The 21541-nt window shown below is 62.4% G+C and carries 14 protein-coding genes; 3 read left to right on the top strand and 11 right to left on the bottom strand.

What is annotated here, in order from left to right:
* Window positions 1-8 precede the first annotated feature (8 nt).
* Complete coding sequence (locus tag ACIPRS_RS15225; RefSeq protein WP_446539151.1) at window positions 9-1016, top strand: LacI family DNA-binding transcriptional regulator; 1008 nt, start codon at window positions 9-11, stop codon at window positions 1014-1016.
* Between the two features lie 341 nt (window positions 1017-1357).
* On the opposite strand, the gene ACIPRS_RS15230 is transcribed toward ACIPRS_RS15225, so the two are convergent.
* The 10 genes from ACIPRS_RS15230 to ACIPRS_RS15275 all read right to left on the bottom strand — a co-directional run bounded on the left by ACIPRS_RS15230 (window position 1358) and on the right by ACIPRS_RS15275 (window position 15283).
* Complete coding sequence (locus tag ACIPRS_RS15230) at window positions 1358-2344, bottom strand: hypothetical protein (protein WP_446539152.1); 987 nt, start codon at window positions 2342-2344, stop codon at window positions 1358-1360.
* Between the two features lie 66 nt (window positions 2345-2410).
* Entirely contained in the window at window positions 2411-3001 is a 591-nt protein-coding gene (locus ACIPRS_RS15235; RefSeq protein ID WP_446539153.1) for an energy transducer TonB family protein, read from the bottom strand.
* 134 nt (window positions 3002-3135) lie between these two features.
* Window positions 3136-3561: a TonB system transport protein ExbD gene (gene exbD, locus ACIPRS_RS15240; RefSeq protein ID WP_446539154.1), complete on the bottom strand. Its 426-nt coding sequence runs from the start codon at window positions 3559-3561 to the stop codon at window positions 3136-3138.
* On the bottom strand, window positions 3558-4274 hold the full coding sequence (exbB, locus tag ACIPRS_RS15245) for a tonB-system energizer ExbB (protein ID WP_446539155.1): 717 nt from the start codon (window positions 4272-4274) through the stop codon (window positions 3558-3560). Before exbB ends, exbD begins: the two co-directional genes overlap by 4 nt.
* 65 nt (window positions 4275-4339) lie before the next feature.
* A complete protein-coding gene (locus ACIPRS_RS15250; protein WP_446539156.1) occupies window positions 4340-6967 on the bottom strand; it encodes a hypothetical protein in 2628 nt (875 codons plus the stop codon).
* A gap of 495 nt (window positions 6968-7462) precedes the next feature.
* On the bottom strand, window positions 7463-9604 hold the full coding sequence (locus ACIPRS_RS15255) for a TonB-dependent receptor (protein WP_446539157.1): 2142 nt from the start codon (window positions 9602-9604) through the stop codon (window positions 7463-7465).
* 200 nt (window positions 9605-9804) lie between these two features.
* Entirely contained in the window at window positions 9805-11844 is a 2040-nt protein-coding gene (locus ACIPRS_RS15260) for a TonB-dependent receptor (RefSeq protein WP_446539158.1), read from the bottom strand.
* A 72-nt stretch (window positions 11845-11916) separates the two neighbouring features.
* A complete protein-coding gene (locus ACIPRS_RS15265; protein WP_446539159.1) occupies window positions 11917-13170 on the bottom strand; it encodes an ABC transporter permease in 1254 nt (417 codons plus the stop codon).
* Complete coding sequence (locus tag ACIPRS_RS15270) at window positions 13167-14606, bottom strand: ABC transporter permease (protein ID WP_446539160.1); 1440 nt, start codon at window positions 14604-14606, stop codon at window positions 13167-13169. Before ACIPRS_RS15270 ends, ACIPRS_RS15265 begins: the two co-directional genes overlap by 4 nt.
* Window positions 14603-15283: an ABC transporter ATP-binding protein gene (locus ACIPRS_RS15275; RefSeq protein WP_446539161.1), complete on the bottom strand. Its 681-nt coding sequence runs from the start codon at window positions 15281-15283 to the stop codon at window positions 14603-14605. The genes ACIPRS_RS15270 and ACIPRS_RS15275 overlap by 4 nt, the downstream gene beginning before the upstream one ends.
* A gap of 186 nt (window positions 15284-15469) precedes the next feature.
* On the opposite strand from ACIPRS_RS15275, the gene ACIPRS_RS15280 reads away from it, so the two are divergent.
* Together ACIPRS_RS15280 and ACIPRS_RS15285 are read left to right on the top strand one after the other, a co-directional pair.
* The gene (locus tag ACIPRS_RS15280; protein ID WP_446539162.1) at window positions 15470-15916 is read left to right on the top strand and encodes an RrF2 family transcriptional regulator; all 447 of its coding nucleotides are present in this window, start codon (window positions 15470-15472) and stop codon (window positions 15914-15916) included.
* Window positions 15913-16806: an NAD(P)/FAD-dependent oxidoreductase gene (locus ACIPRS_RS15285; protein WP_446539163.1), complete on the top strand. Its 894-nt coding sequence runs from the start codon at window positions 15913-15915 to the stop codon at window positions 16804-16806. The genes ACIPRS_RS15280 and ACIPRS_RS15285 overlap by 4 nt, the downstream gene beginning before the upstream one ends.
* 116 nt (window positions 16807-16922) lie before the next feature.
* On the opposite strand, the gene ACIPRS_RS15290 is transcribed toward ACIPRS_RS15285, so the two are convergent.
* On the bottom strand, window positions 16923-21533 hold the full coding sequence (locus ACIPRS_RS15290) for an AAA family ATPase (RefSeq protein WP_446539164.1): 4611 nt from the start codon (window positions 21531-21533) through the stop codon (window positions 16923-16925).
* Between the last annotated feature and the right edge of the window lie 8 nt (window positions 21534-21541).

Consider the following 21541-nt stretch of genomic DNA (forward strand, 5'->3'; position numbering starts at 1 on the left):
GGGCTGACATGGCGACGATCTACGACATCGCCAGACACGTGGGCGTCTCGGCAGGGACGGTGTCTCGCGCGCTCTCGCGCCCGGAGAAGGTGCTGCCGGCGACGCGCGAGCGCATCGAGCAGGCGGCGGCCGCGCTTGGCTATGTCCCGAATACGATTGCCCGGACGCTCAAGACGCAGCGCAGCGGCAAGATTCTGGTCACCGTGCCGGACATTGCGAATCCGTTCTTCGCGCAGATACTTCAAGGCGCGGAAGAAACCGCACAGGCGGCCGATTACGCGGTGCTTCTGGGAGATACCCAGCACCAGCCGGATCGCGAAGAGCGCTATGCGCAGATGCTTCGCCGCAACGAGGCCGACGGCCTGATCGTCCTGGGGCATCGGCTGCCGCCGACGGCACGCGAGATCGTCAAACAGTTGGGTCCGCACGCGCCGGTGGTCAATGGCTGCGAATTCGATCCGGCGTTGGGCATTCCCAGCGTCCATATCGACAACGCGGCCGCCGCTCGCGCCGCGATGGAACACCTGTACGCATTGGGGCACGAGCGCATCGCGGTGGTCGGTGGCCCACCCGAGAATCCCCTGCATCAACAACGACTGGAAGGGGCGAGAACCGCAGCCAGGGCGCGCGGCCGCCTGCGCCAGCTGATACTCGTGCCGGGCGATTTCTCCGTGCAGTCCGGCTACGCGGCGGCCAGACAACTGCTGGGGCAGGGTTCCAGCACACCGACCGCAGCCTTCTGCTTCAGCGACCAGATGGCGTTGGGGGTACTGGCCGCCTGCAGGGACCTCGGCCTCAGCGTGCCACAAGACTTCTCGATCGTCGGCTTCGACGACCTGGTCTCATCCCGATACCTCAACCCGCCCCTGACCACCATCAGCCAACCCATGCGCGAAATCGGTATTCGCGCCGTGAAGATCTTGCTTGCCATTATTGATGGCGTGGACGTGCAGCACCGGCTGACGTTGGACTTTGCTTTGATGCTGCGTGGGTCTACTGCCGAACGCGTGGGGTAGGCGAGGGCTACTCCTTCTGTGCCGGAAATGGCGGTTCCATGTGGCGGAGCGCTGCTCAGATCTCTCCTACCGTCGCCAACGTGATGCCTGTCCTTCGCGGATGATCAGGGATGTTTATCGAGGGTAGGGAGCACGGCAGCTCCCGCGACCCAAAGCGGACATCAATCGGATACCAGTGAGTTCGGATATCCGGGCGCCCCGTTCAGCATCAGCAAGTGGCGGCACATGTCATCACTCAAATTGAAGACCAGCTTCTGACGGGTATGGGGTGCCTGCGTCGCGAGCAGGCACCTCAACTTTGGCTCTCAAGTATCTGCTTATCGGCGTAGGTATTCGGCTGCCTAGAGCGCTGCGTTGGCGGGACTGCATTTGTTGTCGGTGGGGCAGAACCAGTCGCGCAGCATGGCGGCCACGCCGGGCTTTCCGGGACCCACGTACTGCGCGCGCCGCACCTTGTAGGCGCTGAGGATTGCGCTCGCTCGCTCCTTGAGCCGGAGATCAGCCTCTGTAACGTCCGTCCCCTTTGGCACCGCGTACGTAAACTGTCCGGTCTCGCGCTGGAACGTAGGGATCGCACGGAAGTCACGCGTCACGAAATCGCCCGTCATGTCCTGATGGATGGAGGAGTCCACGAAGAAGCCGACGGCTTCGTCGGGGTAGCCGAACAGATACCCGTAGCCGGCGAATCGCGACGCATCGCGCGCGTACTCGACGGCCATGAGCGCCTCGATGGGATTAGAGTGCGGCGTGATCGACCAGCGGGAGAAGAATTTCTCCTTTCGCTGGATCATGTCGGTCAGGGCGGGTCGAGAGAAAATAACGCCTTCCACATGCCGGTTGCCCGCATGGGGCGTGGCGAAGTGCACGATATCCGCATGGATCTCATCGCCGCATGTCCAGGTCGAGACGATCCGCCGCAGATCATCGACCTCTCGAAGGGCAGTGAAGCGATCTGCTGCAGACTTGGCTTCGGCGAGTCGGGCCTTCTGCTCATCCGTCATCTTCGACGCGCGGCGCGATCCGAGCTCGGCCATCACTGACGTCGCTTCTTCCTCACTCATGCGGGGAATGGAGGTGGATACCCTTCGGTCGTAGAAGCCGGAACTCATGGGCTTGAGACCACCCACCAGCGTGAAGAGTGCTTCGGTGTCCAGTGCTTCGAGGAGATACTTCTCCGACTTCTGTTGGAGCTCCGCAGGGAGTCCTTCGTTGCTGAAGCATTGGTGCTTCGTGTTCGTCTGGGCCAGCGACGTCGTGCTCGCGGTGATGCCGGCGATCGCCAGAAGAACAAGAGGAGCGATCCTCAGGCGTGTCTTCGCGTAGTTCATGATCTTCCTGTCTCAGGGTGGAAAGGGTGGGACGACGGTGGCCGCGGAGCGGAATCCGGACAACGTTCAACGTCTTCGGACGTAGAACTCAACGGGCACCATCACATCGACGGGGTAGGGCGCCAGCTCGGTCGGTGGCGGCGGAACAGGGCTGGCCCGCTGAACGGTGTCGAGCGTTGCTTCGTCCAGCAGCGCGTTGCCACTGCTTCGCTCGATCCTGGCGTTGGCGACATGACCTCGTTGGTCCACTGAGAAGCGCACATGGGCCGTGCCCTCCTGGCGCAGGCGTTCGGCCTGACGGGGATAACGGCGATGCTGCTCGAGATGTCCCAGCAGGATCCCCTGCCATGTCGCGGCCATCTCTGTCCGAGCGCCTGACACCGTATGTCGCGCTGCAAGCCGCGTGCTGGGTGTGGCATCGGCGCTGGGGGGAGCCTGTGCCTGCATCGGCTCCTCAGAGGGAGGCCCTTCGGGCTCATCGAGTGCCTGGTCGGGATTCTGGACGTCAGGACTGTCGAACGTCGGCAATTCGACGCGGGGTTGCAGGCGCGGTTGCTCCGCCCGAAGCGGGCGCTCGTTCCGCGGTTGTAAGGGACTTGACGGCATGTCGGTGGGTGGCGCGGGCGGCGCCTCGGGCGTCGCGGCCAGGTCAAGCATGATGGCGTCCGCAGCAAGATCCGCTGTCGAAGGGGACGCAGCTCGCCACCACAGCACTACCGCGATGGCCGCAAGATGGACGAGGACCGCCACGGCAAAACTGGTACTCCACACGAGCGCGTGCCTGGACGCCGTCATTCCTCGGCCCGCTCCAATCCCACCAACGCGACCTTCAGGTAGCCGGCATCGCGCAGTGCATTCATTGCGCCCATCAGATCGGCGTAGGACACTGATTGATCGGCGCGAAGAAAGACGCGCGTGTCGCGATCGCCTTGCGTGGTGGCGTCGAGCGTGCTGCGCAGGCTGGTCGCCGTGACGGGTTGCTCGTTGAGGCTCCAGCTCAGGTCGGCTTGAACCGTAAGGAAGACAGGATCAGCCTCACGAGGCGTGGGCTCTGCAGCGTTGGCCGGCAGTTCCACGGGAATGTCCACCGTAGCCAGCGGCGCAGCAATCATGAAGATGATCAACAGCACCAGCATGACGTCGATGAAGGGGGTGACATTGATCTCGTGGTTCTCCGCGAGATCCTCGTCATCGCACCCGCCAGCACCCGATTTCATGACGCTTCCCTCTGCATCCTTCGATCCAGGTCCCGAGAAACCACCTGCTGGATGCCCGCGGAGAGATCGCCCAGAACGCCTCTGACGCCCGCGAGCGTTCGCGCGAAGTGGTTGTAGATGACGACGGCAGGGATGGCGGCCACCAGACCAAGCGCGGTGGCCAACAAGGCTTCGGCAATGCCGGGGGCAACCACCGCCAGATTGGTGGTGTTGGATTCGGCGATGCCAACGAAGCTGTTCATGATGCCCCAGACCGTCCCGAAGAGCCCCACGAAGGGCGCCGTCGCGCCGATGGTGGCCAGGACGCTGGCGCCTTTGCGAAGCTCGCGCAGGTGACGGGCTTCCAGTCGGTCAAGCCGGGAGGCGACACGCTCGCTGACGCCCGTCTTGTCTTCCACATCGTGCGACAGCCGAAGTTCCAGCATCGCCGCATCGAGCAGCGACCGGGGGATGTCGTGCTGCAGGGCATCTGCGCCTTCGATGTCGCTCAGCCGAGCGGCGGCGAGCACCTGGTCGCGCGCTTCGCCCAATCGGCGGCGCACACGGGAGAACTCCCAGGACTTGGCGAGCAGCACGGTCCAAGTGACCAGTGAGGCCAGCGCCAGCCCCACCATGACTGTCTGCACGATGATGTCCGCATGGACAAACATCCCCCACGCGGTCAGTGTGTCGGGAGCGCGGGCAGCCCCGGCAGTGGCGGTAAACGGCAACATGGAGGGCGTCCTGAGCAATGGTTTGGACGAAGCAGGCGACAGGGGCCGCCTGCCCGGTTCGTCGCTTAGAAGCGATAGCCAAGTTCCAGCTGGAAGTGGCGACCCAGCTCGTATTCCTCGTAGCCCCCGGCAAAATCGTCGATATGGCTGGCCACGTTGCGCCGGTTGAGCACATTGGTCACATCGAGATTGGCGAATACCGTCTCCTGCTTCACGCCCAGACGCTTTGCCCAAGCGAGACGCAGATCCCATGTCATCGCCGTGCCGAAGTCGCGCGGCTCGTAGACATCGATCTGGTCACCTTCATACTCCGCGCTTTCGCCCGTGTACCACGCAGCCTTGTAAGGGCCGCGCCAGCTCAAGAAACTTCCGACCGTCAGGTCCAGTGCCGGTATCTCGGTCTGCGTCATGATGCGCACCGTCCACGGGCGGGCGAAGTTCTCCACTGGGCGCTCGTTGTAGCGGAAGACCTGACCCCGGTACTGGATGAAGTAGTTGTAGCCATATCGGGCGCCATCCGGATCGTTGTGAGAACGCTCGATGTCGGTCCAGTTGGCGATCAGTTGCGCATGGGTGCTCGTCCCACCCCACTCGAACTCGCGCTGGGGCTGCACGGTGAGCGACACGCTGTCCGTATCGCTGTAGCCGATGTTCTCGTAGGCGTAGTGGAAGGTCTGCCGAACCGTGGGGTCAGGTACGGGCCCATCGACCCGGACCGTGATGATCTGGTCGCGCCCTTTGCGCTTGACGTACTTGAGGTCGAAGGCGGTATTCCATGCGATTTTCTGGAATCCGAGCGTCCACTCATCGTCGTACGGTACGTCCAGATCGCCCAGCACGGTGGTGTTGAGCGCCGTGGACACCGGCGTCGACCACACAAGATTCGACCCGCGTGACATGGTGAACTCCAGCGACTCGCGCCCCACGCGAAGGGCACGGTCGAAGATGTTGCGCCCGTAATAGCGGTTGATGCCCGCGATCAGGCGGCTGCTGCCGTCGGCGGCAAAGTCGTACTCAAACGCCAATCGGGGAGCGACGGTGGTCTTGTCGGTATAGTCGTCGCTGTCGATGCGCACGCCCGGGCGGAAACGAGCATTGCCGACGCGCATGTCGTCCTCTGCCCACACCGTCCAGGTGTTCTGCTCGACATCGAATCGGCCCGCCTTGTAGAGAAAGACCTGGTTGGCGTATTGACCATCACCGGGTCGGAAGCCTGAAGATGCCGGCATTCCCTCCGGGAACGTAAGCGGCGATGTCGAGCAGTGACGGTCATCGAGCACGCCGTTGGCATCGACGCAGGTCCGCGTCGGGCGAAGCGCCCCCACACCATGGTCGGTGTACTGCTGTTTGCGCTCGTACAGCGCCTCGGTGCGGGACAGCCCCACGCCGGCCGCGAAGCGATGGTCACCGCCGAACAGTTGGACCGGCGACCATTCGAACTTAGCCTGGTAGCCCACGCTCTCCTGTTCCTGGTGCAGATTGCCGAAGGTGCCGTACAAGGCCAGGCCGGTGGGGCGGCGCTCGCCCCAATTGATCTCGGGCGAATGCCGCCAACGGGCGAACCACCCCGGACCACCAGTGCGCGAATGCTCCAGCAAGGAACCACTGAGCTTATGGGTTTGCACGACACGATCCCCTTCGTAGATCAGCGTCATGCCCACATTGGCGCCGCCACCATCGATGATGAAATCGCCGTTCATCGCATTGCGGTTGAAGTGTTCACTCTGGCGCGGTTCGTAGTTGACCACTGTCTCCAGCATCACGCGGTCGGTCGGGGTCCATACCCCTTTCAGGAAGTAGTTGTCGATCTGCCGGAAGACGTTGGTGAAGGTAGGAAGGCTTGCTCCGCCCTGTTCCATAGACTCGTTGAGCATGCGCTGGTTGTAGATATCCGAACGCTTGCGGGTGAAGCTGCCGAGCAGCCCGAAGGTATCGGTAAGATGACCTTCCAGGTTCAGGCGCCACGTCGTAGTAGCGAACTCGGGCTGGTTGCGCACGTAGCCATCTGCAATGGCGGGCGTGTCATAGACCTCGTCCTTCTTCCAATCATCCAGGTGGTACTTCGCCCACGAACTCCGCGTGTGGGTGGCCGACACGCTGCCGTGGTAGTCCTTGCTCGGCATGCGCGTGACCGCATCGATCACGCCACCGTTGAAGCCACCATACTCGGCGGGAACGTTGCTGTCGTAGACGACGACGCGGTCGACCAAGCCGGTATCCAGCGCGATGCCCTGGCTGGTGTTACCGTGCAGTTCGGTCGCCGACGCATTGACGTAGGCATACTCGCGATTGGACGGATTGATGTCGTTGTTCACCGACATGCCGTCGACCATGAACAGGTTCTGCCAGAACGCCGCACCGTGGATGCTGATGTCCGCCGGCTCGAGATCGCCGGGCCGGTTGCTGCTGTTGGCACCGCCATCCAGTTGAACGGCAGGATTCATGCGCAGCAGGCTGGTGATCTGGCCATGACTGGCCGGAATCGCATTGAGTGATCGCTCGTCATACTCACTCTTTCCTTGATAGGCGCCGTCTGCGTCCCCGCTTCCCTGTACCGAAAGCGGCGCGGTGACCAGGGTCCCGGACGCATCGCCATCGGGGGAAGGCACCAGCGCATACGCTCCTCCAGGGCGGACCACCGCTTGCCATGGCGTTCCCGCCAGCAACTGTCGCAGGGCGGCGTCCGGCGTCAACGAACCCTGCACGGCCGATCCGGGCCCTGTCAGTCCTGGCGGCAGCTGCAGCGTGGCGCCCGACTGGGTCTGGAACTGCGCCAACGCCGCGTCCAGCGGTTGGGCAGGAATGTCGAACACGCGGACGTTGTATGCGCTTCCGTCGGCGGCGTGGACCTCAACTGCGACCGAGGACAGCGCCACGGAAATGGCGCTGGCAAGTACGAGGGAGGGAAACAGCCGACGACGGGCGCGAGGATGGCGCGACATAGATCAAGATTCCTGGAGAGGGGGTGGCCCGCCTGGACGGGAAAGAGAGTTAGAAGGTCAGACAAGCAAGAGGGGCGCAGTGGTCGGATCGCGCATTGACCTCAGAAGGCGTAGCGAACTCCCAAGACCGTTCTGCTGATCAGGCTGCATCTCGGTCGACCTCGTCGAGTGCGATGCGGCACACCGGTCGCATCACACAAGGGGGGCAGGGAGTTCTGGAGAATCCAGTGCCTGAAAGGAGCACTCTCAGAACCTGAAGTTCACTCCGAGCTCGAGGCTTCTACCCTCGCCGAGAAATACCTGGGTATCCCGACGTGCGGTCGTGGCATACAACTCATCGGTCAGGTTTCTGAGAAGAAGCGAGAAAGTAGTGTTTCTGCCATACGCGTAGGCGAGCGTCAGGTCAACCGTGGTGTAGGCGGGCAGCGTCACCGAGTTGGAGAACCCGATGTTGTCCGTACGGATGGACGCGACATGCCTGAACCAGGCCCCGAGACTCAGGCTTCGGTTCGGCGCATAGCTGACGCCAAAATTGGCCACGTAGTCGGGAATGGAGCTTGGCGTTACTCCAGAGTAGTCAACGCCGTTGTGGACAAAATCATCGTACTTTGAGTCGACGTAGGAAAGGTTCGCATCGATCTGCCACTCGTCGACCGGCCGTAGCCACAACGAGAGTTCAAGACCCTTCGCAGTCTGTTTTCCCACGCTCAGCAGTCCTGCTCCCGGCGTCGGGTTGCTCACCAACATGTTCTTCTTCGAGATGCGGTATGCGCTGGCCGTGAACTCCGCTGCCCCATCGAGGATAGACGTCCGCCAGCCCAATTCCTGCTGCTCCGCTTTCGTTAGATCAAGCTTCGTTTGCGCGGCGCTCACCGTAAGAAAGCTGGCGCTGGCGTCACCAGGCTCGAACGATGATGCGTAAGATGCGTAGAAGGTCGACTCCGGTGTGACATCTAACACCAGGCCCGCTCTGTACGAGAGCTTGTTGTGCTTCCTGTTGATGAACTGACTGATCGGGCTGCTTAGGCCTTGCTTGAAGTCATAATCGATGTCGTAAGCATCATGCCGCAGGCCGCCTACCAGCTTGAGGTCGTCCGTCAGACTCAGTTGATTCTCGACATAGACACCAACCTGGTTCATCTCGATGTCGACGTCGGGCTTCTTGTAGTCGTCAGTGGTCGAGGTAAAGAAATCGCTGTAGTAGAGCTTGGCCGGGTTGTAGATGGGCGTCGGGATGATCAGTCCCGCATATGTCGATTGTTGCCGGTGCAACTCCAGCCTGCTCGCATCGACGCCGACAACGAACTTGTTTTCCAGCCCCAGCAGGCTGCCAGAGCCAACGAGGTCAAGCCTGTTGCCGATGAGCGTCTGGTCCTGGCTGGAGTCATACCCCCTTCGATTGATCATGCTCGGATCGGCCGGATTCTGCACCGCTAGGTACAGCCTCCTTATGTCTGAGCTGGCCGTCTGGTAGTAGAGCTGATTCTTCAACTCCAAATTCCTGGCCAGCCGCCACTCAAGACCGCTTCGCAGCCAAAGGCTCTCCCCGGAGTCAATCCCATCTTCAAGGTTGTTGTAGTTGATCCTTCTGACACTTCTGTCCAGCACTCCATTGATCAGCGGCGTCCCTTGATAGTCATGCGTTCCGTCATCCGTGGATTTTTCCACGGACAATGATGCGAGCAGTCCGTCACTCACGTTGTAGATCATCGACGCGCTCAGAGAGTCAAGCGTTCTCTTTTCTCCGTCGTAGTCGGTTCCGATGCGCCTCGTCACGCCGTCAAGCCGATAGGCAAGCGTATCTTCGACGGCTACACCGGCGTGCCCGAAGTTGAACCTGTAGCTGTCATGGCTTCCCACCCTGAGACCAAGTTCCGTGCTCTCCTCACTGAATGTCGGCTTCTTCGTGACCAGGTTGACCGTCGCGCCAATGCTGCCTCCTCCATTCAGTACTGATGAAGCGCCTCTTATGATCTCGATCCGATCCAAGTTGGACACGTCCAGCGTTCGTTTCGAGAAAATGGTTCCGTTGAGTTTCACTCCATCCTGCAGGAGATCGATCCCCGGATAGCCTGAGAATCCCCGGACCGAGTAGTTGCCCGTCGTTCCATGCCCCGATGATCCGCCCACGATGCCCGCAGTCTTGGTGACAGCCCTGAGAATAGTGCTGTCTCCCCGTTTCTCGATGGTAGCTGCATCGATCACCTCCACGCTGGCGGGCGTTTCCCTGATGGTCAGTCCAAGCTTCGAGCCAGCCGTCGTCGTTTGATCCAGCTGACTTGTTGCCTCGCCAAGAACGGTCACTTTGTCCAATAAGACAGCGTCGCTCGCCCGCGCAGGGAAGCTCGCACATGCGAGCCCGGCAACCAATAAGAATCGTGTAGCCATATCGTGATCCTTGTTCCTCTATACAACCCAATGTGTCGGACGTTTAGCCGCAAAGACGAGCCGGCGTTTCGCTTTTTCCATGCAGTTCGAGCATCAGATGTCGCAGGCGCTTCTGTTGCGCAGCGCTATCTCGGTTTGCGCTACGACGCTGCACCCTCTCCGCGGTAGGACAACGTCGACCCGCTCTCCTGCGGGTGAGGTCAGAGTTTCAGCGTGACGCCAATGAACACTGTCCGACCCGACGACGGCGAGAACATCGGCTGCGCCTGTTCCCAGAAGAAGCTGTCGTACCAGGCGTAGACGTATTCGCGCCCGGTCGCGTTCTTTACCTGCATGTCCAGGCTCAGTCGTGGATTGATCTGGTACTTCGCGCTCAGGTCGACCACCGCGAAGCCGCCGAACTTGCCGGCCACGTTCTGCTCCTCCAGGTAGTAGTCGCCTTGCGCGCGCCCCTGCAGTCCGAAGGTCAATGCATCGGTAGCACGGAAGTCGATACCAAGATTGCTGATGTAGCGAGGCGTGGCGGCCACCTCGCGCCCTTCGAGGGAAAGGCCGGCCGCGCGACCGTCCCGTTCGATCTTCGCTTCCTGGTAGGCGTGCGAGGCCCAGACCGTCCAGCGCTCCCCTAGACGTGCATCGACCTGCATGTCGACGCCTCGGCGACGGGTCTTGCCCAGCACCACGGTGGTGCCGGTCGCGGGCATGTTGGAGACCTCGTTCTCCGCATCCTGCTGCCACAGCGCGACGCGCGCCTGGACACCATCGAACGGGCTGAACTTGATGCCTGCTTCGACGCCCGTGTTGGTCGACGGCCGCATCGAGGCTTGGCCTGGCGTCATGTAGGCCGGCGCCGTCGCGCCCGTGAGCACCTGGAACGTGCGGCCCCAGTTGGCGTACGCGTTCGTGTGGGGCGTCAATGCGTACACCACGCTGAGCTTGGGCTGTCCGATCGTGCCGTAATCCTGCAGCGGGGCACGAATGCCGCCGAGCAAGCGGGTATTGCCGTCAAACCTGTCCACGCGATACGCGGGCACGATCTTCAGCGCATCGAGGGGCTGGTAGATCGCCTGTACGTAGGCGCCCCAGTTGTCGAACGTGTGGGTATCGTCGTTCTGGATGCGCGCCGGAACGCCATCGAAGTCGGTCGGCTCGGCATAGTTGAAGCGCTCGCGCCGGTAGTGATTGTCCTGCTGCTCGTAGTTGACGCCGCCTTCCAGCGTCAGCATGTCGCTGGCGGCCCAGGTCAGCGTGGCGAGCAGGCCGGCGTGCTTCTCGTCCCACATGCGGCGCTGCCGGGGCGCATTGCCGGTGGGCAGGTCACTGAAGGTAACGCGGCGATCGTCTTCGTAACGGTTGTAGTAGAGCTTGCTGCCCAGCACCAGCCCTTCACCCAGACCAAGATCCATGTGGAGGGCGGCCTGCTGCATGTCGCGGTCGTCGCCGTCGTTACGATTGCGCAGATCCGAATTGCGGCGCTCGGCAAGCAGTTCCTCGGCCGTCATGAAGCCGGGTTCGTCGGCCTCATGGTGGTAGGCGCGGGCAGTCAGTCCGATCCGCATGCCGTCTTCCAGGCTGCCGTAGAACCATTTGCCGCCGATCGAGTACTTCTCTGAACTGCCGTGGTCGCGGTAGCCGTCCGAGGCGAGCACACCGACGAAGTAGTTCTGCGAGAAGTCCCCGTGCTCGCGCCCCATCGCCACTTGGGCCCCGCGCGTATCGAAGCTGCCATAGTTCAGCCGGATGTCGGTGTATTCGCCGCCCTGCCGCGTGCCGAAATTGATATTGCCTCCGATGTTGTGCAGTCCATAGCGGGGATCGTTGGTGCCGCGCACGACTTCGATGTAGTCGATCTCCAGCGGGAACAGCATGTCGATGAAGCGCTGGTTGCCGCTGTTGACGTTGCTCGGCACGCCGTCGATCAGCGTCTTGATGGCGTTGAGATAGCCCTCGCCATTGAACGCACGGAAGCTGACCTTGCCGGACTCGGCGCCTTGCCGCGTCTCGGTCAATTGCATGCCGGGCATCAGCCCCAGCAGTTCCCAGCTCTGGGAGACGTTCTTGTCCTCGATGTCTTCGGCGCCAAGAACGTCGACCGACGTCAGTACCTCATTCGCGGTGAGTTGACCGCGACTCGAGCGGACTTCCACCGTGCCCATGGAGGTGGTGCCGGTGGATTGGGCGTAAGCCGAGTTGGCTGCCAATGCGGACAGGAGGGAGACACTCAGGATGTGCAATTTCATGGAGACAGAGGCCTGGCAGGTCCCGCGGGGCGGTACCGGATGTGGGAGGAGGATGGAAGGCCGCGATGCGGCTTAGTCGGGCTCGAACACAGGTGCGCGGGAGTAGTCCGCCTGCCGGAACGGCTCATCCCGAAAGAGGAAGCGGTAGTAATAGACACGCAGGTCGGCGTGATAGGCGCGGATCCGGTCCTGATAGGCGAGATGCGCCTGCATGTCGGTATCCGCCAAGCGTGTGAGCGCCGCCTGCATGCCTACCGGCGGCAACAGCCAGCCCAGGTTGGAAGCCGCGACCGAGCGGTGCTCGATACCCGCACGATAGTCAGCGGCCATCTGCGCGACATCGTCGTCGCCGTTCTGGTGGAACGCGAGGTACCACTTGTAGTGGAACGCGGTCCCCAAGGGGGGTGAGTCGCTCCATTCCGGATAGCGCGCATAGAAGCGCTTCATGGTGTCTTCGCGCGGGATGTCCCATGCCCGGTTGACCGCCTCGCGCTGGGCGCGCGCAATCTCGGCTCCCTGATCCACCGGAATGGCACGCTCGATCGCCACGTGCGCCAAGGCGGGCAGTACGAGCGCGATCGCGACCCAGGACGCCGCAAGGGTCGCGGCATTGGTCGCCGAACTCCACCCGTGCCGTGTCACCAGCAAGGACAATCCGGCCCAGAACACCAGGTACGCCGTGGCCAGTCCCAGTACGCCGGCGATCTTAGACAGCGTTACGCCTTGCTGGAGCGCGACCACCATGAACGGTACGCCCACGCAGGCCAGCAACGCCAACGCACGGACCATGGCCTTGCGCAGGTACAAGCGGCCAAGGCCCATGGGCAAACTGCGCAGCATCCGCTCCCGGCCGGACTCCGTTTCGTTGGAGCGCAGGTCGTGGAAGAGCACGATCACGAAGACGGGAAGCAGAAACGTCAGCAGGAACGCGAAGTCGAAACGACCCGCCAGGGCGAGTTCCGGATTGAAGACATCGCCGTCGTGGATCTGTGCTTCCAGTCCCAGTGCTCGCACGCGCAGCATGAAGGGCGCCACGTCACGCATGCCGACAGCCGCGAAGGACAGCGCCGACGGTGGATTCCAGGTGGAATGGAAGGAGTAGTAGGCCGCCTGACCCGCGTCGGTCGACTTACCGTGGGCCGCCGCCACCGCGGCGCTGTCGGCGGCCTGCAGGGTTGCGATACGGGCGATCGCCTCGCGCTGGCTGTCGATACGCTGTACGCCGGACACGAGACTGGCGACGGTAAGCGCCGTCAGCACCAGCAGACCGATAGCCGGGATGCGTGAACGCAGTAGAAGACGCCATTCGTAACGCCAGAGGTTCATCGGGTTACCTCCAGCCGGCGTGTGCGCCAGTCCAGCGCAAACAAGGCCACCGTCAGCCAGGCCAGCAGAACCAACATGCCCGGCAACATCGCCCTCAGCAGTGCATTGGGTGGTTGAGGCGTGAATGCGAAGCGCGGAATCTCCAGCCAGTGGCTGTGGTTGACGCGCTTGCGCTGGTCGGCCCCGGCGTCGCGTGCGGTGTCGTCCGCGTAGGAGACGCCATCGACTTGCAACTGGTTGAGCTGCTGCACCATGCGGTAGCGATGGGCCTCGGCCTGCTCCAGGAAACGCAGATGCGCCGACAGATCCGTGGCGGCAGCGGCCATCGAGACTTCGCGTAGTGCGATGGACGGACTGAGGATGGAGAACCAGGAGACCAATCGGTTCTGGTCATGCTGGATGCCGGCGCTGCGCGCTGCATACTCGTCGAAGAGGCGGGACGTCAGGCGCTCGCCTTCGACTGCCAACAGCCCTTTGTAGTTGACAGGTAGGTCCTCGACGCGCGTGACGCCGTAGCGATCGAGGACGCTCTGTCGGAACTTGTTGAAGTAAGGATCGTTGGGGTCATGACTGTCGCCCATGGCCCGCAGGTCTCGCGCGATACCCACCTCGGTCTGCAGTCGGTCCGGCAGCGGCTGCACTGCGTAGGCGACGTCGGGCGCGATGCGCGGGATCAGCAACGTGGAGAGCGCCCACAGCGCCACCAGCGCAAGCAGGGCGTCGCGACGCCGCTTCATGGCGGCCGACACGAACGCGATGAGGACTGACCACAGGCCCAGGTACAGCACGTACCCCAGCATGACGGCAGACACGACTGCCGTGGATGCAGCAGGGGTGGCAGTCATGATCGCCAGGCCAACGAAGGCAGGCAGCATGAACACGCCGGCCACGACGAGCAGTGCCAGGAGCTTGCCGCCGACGATGCTTCGGGAAGACGCACCCTGCAGCATCAGTTGCCGCAAGGTCCCGCGCTCGCGCTCCTGCGACAGCACGCCGTGACCGAGAAACACCAACACCAGCGGCGCGAGCACCTGCAACACGAACGCCGGCGTGAGCTGGCCGAAGCGCGTCAGGATGGAGCCCTGCATGACATCGCCGAAGTTCGCCGTATTCTGGCGATGCCCTTCCAGGAACATGCTGCTGCCGGTGAACGGATCCACGCCGGCATCGAAGGCGGCCAGTGCGGAAGGCAGCCGGTAGACGAAGTGGCCGTAGTGGACCACGCGATGGGGATGGCGATCCGGCTGGGCCTCGAAGGCGGCCTGCGCCGCGGCCTGTTGGCGGCTGCGGTATTCAGCCGCACTGCTCATGTGGTGCAGGGAGACCACGGTTGCGACAACAGCGAGCATTGCCAGCAGCGCGATCCCGGCCAGCGCCGTGCGGTTGCGGATCATCGCGCGCAGTTCGTTGCGCATAACAGGAACGAGCGCACTCATGCGGCGTGCGCTCGTCCGGCGAAGTGCGCGTGCAGCGCCTTCAGGTCGAAGTCCGCTCGATCCGCTTCGTGCACGATCCGGCCATGTTCGAGCACGCCGATACGGTCGGCGACGTCGACCGCGCCCATCAGGTCGTGGGTGACCATCAGGACCGACGCACCGCGTGCCCTCACCGATTCCAGCAGGCCATGGAAGTCCGCGCTCGCGCCCGGATCGAGACCGGAGGTGGGCTCATCGAGCAACAGCAGCGGCACTTCGCGCATCAGCGCCGTGGCGATGGCCACCTTCTGGCGCATGCCCTTGGAGAACCCGCCCAAGCGCTGCCGCCAGGCCGACTCCTGCAGTCCCGCAGCGCGCAGGGCATCCTCGATGGCCGATGCATCGTGCCGGCGACCGGCGAGCGAGAGCAGATAGTCGACGTTCTCGATGGCGGTGAGGTGTTCGTAGAGCGCGACGTTCTCTGGCAGGTAGGCCAGCTGCGAGCGCGCCTGGTCCGGCGTCTGCCATGGGGTGAACCCACCCACACGGACCTCGCCGGAGGTCGGCTTCAAGAAGCCTAGAAGCACCGATAGCGTGGTCGACTTGCCCGTGCCATTGCCGCCGAGAAGCGCATAGATGCTGCCTCTTTCCACCTTCAGGTCGAGGCCGGATAGGACGGTCTTACCGGGAAAGGACACGGTCAAGGATTGGATGTCGACGACAGGATTAGGCGCGTTCAAGGCTGGTAGGGCTCACTGCGGGGCAGCCATTTACCATAATGTAATAACATTACATTCACAAGGGAAGGCAAGATCCCGCGGCTCTCCATCTCGACTTGTAGGCCGAAGTTGACCGGCCGCATCTCATGTAACAATATGTGTTACATGAGAAGAGACAGTCGACTTTCTGCCGTCCTCCACGCCTTGCTGCACATGGCGGAGCGCACCGATCCGATGACCTCCGAGGAACTGGCGCTGTGCCTGAGCACCAACCCGGTCGTCGTACGTCGAACGATGGGCTTGCTTCGCGAGGCAGGGCTTGTCGCCTCTGCACGAGGGCATTCGGGTGGTTGGCACATCAAAGCCGATCTATCCCATGTCAGCCTGCGCCAACTGCATGAGGCACTGGGCGAGCCGGCATTGTTCGCGATGGGGAACCGGCACGAGAACCCTGCCTGTCTGGTTGAGCAGGCCGTCAACGCCGCCCTGAATGACGCCTTCGACGAAGCCGAGGCATTACTCCTTGAGCGCTTCGCTTCGGTGTCGCTGGCCGATCTAGCGGCTGACTTTGCACGCCGGCACAAGGCACACCTTGAGAAGGAAATCCTATGAACAACTACGATGTCATCGTGGTAGGTGGCAGCTATGCGGGCATGGCGGCTGCACTACAGCTCGTGCGCGCGCGACGCAACGTGCTGGTCATTGATGCAGGCAAGCGGCGCAACAGGGCCGCCTCGCACTCACACGGATTTCTCTCCCAGGACGGCGCAGATCCTGATGTCATTGCCAGCACGGCGCGCGCACAGTTGGAGGCCTATCCAACGTTGTCATGGGTGGACGATCTTGTAGTGAAGGCATCTGGCTCACGTGATGCCTTCGTGGTCGAAAGGGCGGGAGGCGAGACTTACGGTGCTCGCCGATTGGTTCTGGCGCCAGGGGTCTCTGACACACTGCCGGACGTGAAGGGGTTGGCCGAGCGGTGGGGAATCAGTGTCTTTCACTGCCCCTACTGTCATGGGTATGAGCTGGATCAGGGACAGATCGGCGTGATCGCGGCCAACACCATGTCCATCCACCAAGCACAGCTGCTGCCGGAGTGGGGATCGGTGACTTTCCTCACCAATGACGCGGTGGAACTGGATGAGCCCACGCTGCAGGATCTCTTCGCGCGTGGCGTGATCGTGGAGACAACCCCTATCGATAGGATCGAGGGACATGCCGATGTAGTGCTCGCGGGCGGAAGGCGTCTCGGATTCGCGGGTCTGTTTACTGCCTCAAAGAACGCACCTTCGACACCCATAGCAGAGGAACTCGGTTGCGCTCTCGCTGAAACCCCGATGGGTACACAGATTCAGACCAGCGAGACAAAGGAAACAAGCGTCGCCGGGGTTTTCGCATGTGGTGATGCTGCTCGCGTACCACACTCGGTTTCTTTGGCTGTTGCGGATGGTGCATGGGCGGGAGCACAGATTCATCGCTCCCTCGTGTGGCCGGAAGGTTAGTACACGCCTTTCAAGATAGCCGTAGTTTCTCGATGCCCACTTCTGGCTGAAATCCATTAGCGGCGGGCTAGGGGATTAGGAAGATTTACCGGGGGTAGGGTAAGTCTATAGGCTCATCATCCACCCGGTGAGCGATGTCGTCGCTTCCTGGGGCGAAAATAGCTTGAGGCATTGACGGTTCTTTTATCGAGATCCAGTGTGATACTTCTAGCCTCGGAAGTGTTTAACTCAAGCATGCGCTCGAAGATGTAAGCGCCAAGCTCTTGGTGCGGCGCCGACATCTCCTGCAGTCGAAGAGAAACGGTGAGCAGGTGCTCTGTCAGGAAGTAGTGCGACGAGGTGTCGTTAAGGAAATCGTCGTCTACTGCGTCCAAAAGGGATCGCACGACGTTGGCAACGATCAGAGGTGCGGCTTCCAGCATCGAGACCAGGCACTCCCCAAAATTGTTGTCGGCAACTTGCTTGAGCAGGCTGGGGCGAGCCGCTATGTGTTCGAGCAACTGGCGGCTGGCCGCGTCCGGCTTCAGAAGTCGCCGGGCGAACACCCAAGCCGCTGCTGCCACTACCTTGTCGTCGCCCGAATCCAGCAGACGCAGCAAGTAGGGCTGGATCCGAGCGCGGAAGTCTGCCTCCTGCCACAACTCGGCGGCGGCATAGGCGATGCCGGTGCGGCATTGGACCAGGAGGGGCTCATCATCCGTGTCCTTCAAGTGTTGCCCCAGCAGTTCCTGCACGTCTGGTTCGTCGTCGCCCTTCAGAGCGAACCGCAGCATGAGGATCTCACCCACGGCCTGGGCCGCAAAAGCTGTCTGCGTTGCGTACAGTGCGTCCAGTAATGTGTTGGCAGTTGCCGCCGAGATCCAATGCTGGCTGTTTGCGAGGAGCACTATGCCGGTCTTGAAGTTGCAGAGCCCGGGATAGGATTGAAACAGCTCCAGCAAGAAGCACTGTGCGCGGTCATGATCGGCGCATACCAGCCATCTCAGGTCGTGGGCCAGGGTTCCCCAGACCTTCAGCTGTTCTTCGCGGCCGAGATGTGTCTCGAGCAGGGACAACCACGCATCCGTAAGCGGGGGTTCCTGTGAAAGACAGGCGTGGGTCAACGCCGAGAGAATGGGATAGTTGCCGCTAGGCATGATGACGAAGCCGCCCTGGCTCCACAGGATGCTGCCGGATGCATCCTTGTCTTCGGCATCGTCTTCGGTCTGGGTGCCGTCGTCGGGGTCGTCCTGCAGCCATGAGGCCAAGAGATCGAACAGGTCCTGCGGCAGTGGCGTATCGGCACTCACGATCGCGCCGGCGGCATACGCCGCATCCTTGCGGAACTCCACACCGTCAAAGCCCTTGTGGTTCAACTCCAATATGAGCGAATGCAGTGTGGTAGCGCCGTGCTTGCTTTCTCCGAGCGCTCGCAGCACGGCGCCGACCGCGATTTCGTTGTTGTCCGGATGCATTTGGCGGATGAGGCGGATGGCCTTGTCGGGTACGGCCTGGGCGAGCTCAGCCAGTTCACGGCTCGCCTGTATCACGCCGCCTCGCATGGGGTGCCTGGGATGGTCCCACTGTGTCTGATCGGTGAGTTCGGCAAACAGGCTGAGGATGTCTTCCTCCGACGCCCGTTGCATGCGCGCGGCGTCCATGGGGCTGTCGATCCTGCTGAATCCGGAAATGCGGATATCAGCGTCTTCCAGGCTCGGGAATGCCCGCTCCTCCTCGGCGACATGGCGGCGGCAGGCTGCGCTCATGCGTTCCGGCGGGATGGCCCGCAGCAGGCGCAAACGATGCTGGCGCGTCCATTGCAGGCGGTGAAGGCGCGTCTTTGCATCGTCATCGGGAAGGTAGATGTATCGGTTCCAGCCACGGATGGCCCGTTCCAGTTGCTGGATCTGCTCTTCATCGAGGTGCGGCGAGACCGCACGGATGAGGCGTTTCGTGTCGCCATGTGCATCGCGGTAGCTACCGATCACCATACGCCTGGGATCCTCTAGAAGGAACTCGAGCGCTTCGGAAGGGTACTGCGGGGCCACCCGCTGCAGGCCAAGCGCAAGCAACCGCTGGACGGGCATCAGGTCGGACTGTCGATTGAACCGCAGGAGATCAAGGAAGTCTTCGGGATGACGTTCTGCCAACAGTTTGATTCCGGCGATCACTGCGGAGATGAAAGGTTTCTCGCGACGCAGCTCTTCATCGTCGAGATCGGGAAATCTCATGTCGGCGCTTCTGTAGCCGACAACGAAATCATGCGCATCCTGCGCCAGGAGCCGGATCGACTTCAGCACCCAAGGCCAGACCGTCGCCATGAACTCTCGCGGTGCGGCTTCGGCGACAGCCCGCAGGTCGTGCAGTTCCTGCCCGTTCAATATCTCCGCCAGGCGCACCGCCTCTTCAGCGGGCTGTTGCACGTCGGCGGTCTTCTGCCGCAGCCAGGCATCGAGCAACAGTGGCGCCCGGCTCGGATCCGCGCCGCTGACGACGCTGAGCATGTGGTTGGCCTGCCAGCCCGATATCTCCGTCCTGGCAAGAATCTGCCCGCAGATGGCAATGCAGTCCGCGTCCCAGGCCGGCAGTTGCTCCAGCACGAACCAGGTCAGCGGATCCTTCTCCGAGCTGGCTTGCCAATGGTTCCGGATCAAGTCCAGTACACGGGCTTGCCGGGAAGGCAACGCCCGCCACAGCACCGGCAGCGCGACGCGGGCGTCCTCGACCGGCAGTCGCATGATCTCCACCAGGTGGTCGTTCGCCAGCCAGTCGAACCATCCCGGGCTTCCGGGAACCGTGGTGAGGATGCGGCGCCGGTACCAGCCGTCGTCCCACCTCTCCGCGACCAGGGCCGTCTCGTTGGAGTCGGGGTCCTGCAGTTGGCCGAGGAACTCGATCAGCAGCATTTTCAGGTGGGGGCGAAGATTGGCGTGCCAGAGCCGTTCGATCTCCCGAGAATAGGTGGGGCGGTCGACTGCACGCATGTAGGCGACCGAGTGCCACAGCAGCGGTCTGATCCGCAGGCTGTGCTGGCGCGCCACCACGGTATCGGTGAGCTGCCCGGGCGCGTCGACGAAGCTCCGTGCGCGGATGTACTCGTAGAGCGTTTGATGCCGGAAGCCGACGCGGCCACCCTCGCAGAGCAGGATGCCGGACCTCGAGAGTCGTTGTAGTTCGGGGTGGAAGGCATCGAACAGCGCCTCCGGCAACCAGAGGACTTCCCGCTCTGCCATGCCCGCAGTGATCTCGTACAGCGCCGTGCGCGAGCGCCCGCTCACGTCGGACAGGACCTCCTGTTTCCACAGCTCCCCGAGCATGTGCTGGTACCCGAGCAGCAGCTCTTCCTCGTCGGTAGTGTTGATCAGCTGCAGGAACAGGTTCAGGGTCTGGGGCGATCGCAGGTCTTCGCGGATCGAGGCATTCCATCCTTTGGCGTGAATGCCATATTTCCCGAGTGTCGCCTCGACGTTGTCCCACGTGGGCAGGTCGAGCGTCATCGTCTCTGCGTCGAGATTCCGCAACCGTGTGTCGTGCCGATGCTCGAATACCCGGCAGGAGGCCACGATGTGAACGTTCTGCACGCCCGAAAGCCCGCGAATCAGGTCCATGGGCGCACGCAGGCGCGTGGAGTGCTGGACGACCATATCCGCAAGCGCATCCAACTGGTCGATAAGGACGAGCACTTTCGTGGACTTGGCCAGCGCGACCACGCAATCGATCGGATCGGCGGGCAGGTTCAGATGATCGCCCAGCGAAGGCGTGTCGACGACGTCCTCGGACAGGTAATCCGCCTTGATCGCGAGGACAGGGATGCCGAGCGCGGCCTGCTCCCGCGCCAGTCTGGCGAGCAGCGCCGATTTGCCGCAGCCAGGCTCGCCGAGTACGAGCGTTAACGAGGCCGGCTCTTCGGCGATTCGTTCGCAAAGCGCGTCTAGCTCGGGCCGCTCCAGCCAGTCGTCGTTGGGCAGCGTCGTCTTCCAGTCGGCCAGGTCGGCCGACGCTGCGGCAAAGCGGTTGGACACTTGGGCCGGATCCAGCGAAATGGCGTTGCGAATGAAGCCGACACCACGCTCATCCAGCGCCTGCACGATCTGGTCGCGGTCCAGCGGTCCGGGTGGAGCCCGCAGCCCGCTCTGGTTGCCACGCGCCATTGCGGTGAGCACGTCGGCTGCGGTTTCGGGGTCATCGACCTGAAACTGTAGCGCTGAGAGGTTGACGGCTTCCCAGCCTTCGAAGTTGTGCGCGCTGCCGATTTGGGTGTGCCTGACCAGATCGAAGGCGCTATCAACGGGACAGTCCAAGACACCTTGGAGCTTGGCAAGAGCTACTTTGAGTCGGGAGCTGGCTTGCGCTTCGAATACCTCGTGGCTTGCGTAATCTCGGGCGCTCTCGACCAGAGCTGCCAAGTCGCCGAACGGCGTTTGCGAGCAGAACTCGATAATTACATCCGGCGTCTTCTGCAGTTGTCGGCGCGCCTTGACCAATTCTTCCTTCAGATCCGAATCCGATATCTGCCAGTTACGGTGATTCGGGTGATTCTTCTTTGCCTGTATGTGTCGGGTCGTGCCGCTGCTATAGGTAACGACGATGTCGTCCACATCGACGGTCTCGGACTCCCCCGGAAGAGCCACGGCGTCCACTTGTACGGAGGCGATGCTCGGGTCGGACAGCAGCCTGATTAGCCAGTGCACGGCGACAGCCAACTGGTACTCGTCTCCACGGTGGGATCTTCTGGCGGCGATGCTCATGCGTTAGA

The sequence above is a fragment of the Pseudoxanthomonas sp. LARHCG66 genome (genome assembly GCF_052871755.1).

What these genes read in the sequence shown, in the direction of transcription:
- ACIPRS_RS15225 (WP_446539151.1), top strand. Translation starts at nt 9, where the DNA reads ATGGCGACGATCTACGACATCGCCAGACACGTGGGCGTCTCGGCAGGG.
- ACIPRS_RS15230 (WP_446539152.1), bottom strand. Translation starts at nt 2,344, where the DNA reads ATGAACTACGCGAAGACACGCCTGAGGATCGCTCCTCTTGTTCTTCTG.
- ACIPRS_RS15235 (WP_446539153.1), bottom strand. Translation starts at nt 3,001, where the DNA reads ATGCTTGACCTGGCCGCGACGCCCGAGGCGCCGCCCGCGCCACCCACC.
- exbD (WP_446539154.1), bottom strand. Translation starts at nt 3,561, where the DNA reads ATGAAATCGGGTGCTGGCGGGTGCGATGACGAGGATCTCGCGGAGAAC.
- exbB (WP_446539155.1), bottom strand. Translation starts at nt 4,274, where the DNA reads ATGTTGCCGTTTACCGCCACTGCCGGGGCTGCCCGCGCTCCCGACACA.
- ACIPRS_RS15255 (WP_446539157.1), bottom strand. Translation starts at nt 9,604, where the DNA reads ATGGCTACACGATTCTTATTGGTTGCCGGGCTCGCATGTGCGAGCTTC.
- ACIPRS_RS15260 (WP_446539158.1), bottom strand. Translation starts at nt 11,844, where the DNA reads ATGAAATTGCACATCCTGAGTGTCTCCCTCCTGTCCGCATTGGCAGCC.
- ACIPRS_RS15265 (WP_446539159.1), bottom strand. Translation starts at nt 13,170, where the DNA reads ATGAACCTCTGGCGTTACGAATGGCGTCTTCTACTGCGTTCACGCATC.
- ACIPRS_RS15270 (WP_446539160.1), bottom strand. Translation starts at nt 14,606, where the DNA reads ATGAGTGCGCTCGTTCCTGTTATGCGCAACGAACTGCGCGCGATGATC.
- ACIPRS_RS15280 (WP_446539162.1), top strand. Translation starts at nt 15,470, where the DNA reads ATGAGAAGAGACAGTCGACTTTCTGCCGTCCTCCACGCCTTGCTGCAC.
- ACIPRS_RS15285 (WP_446539163.1), top strand. Translation starts at nt 15,913, where the DNA reads ATGAACAACTACGATGTCATCGTGGTAGGTGGCAGCTATGCGGGCATG.
- ACIPRS_RS15290 (WP_446539164.1), bottom strand. Translation starts at nt 21,533, where the DNA reads ATGAGCATCGCCGCCAGAAGATCCCACCGTGGAGACGAGTACCAGTTG.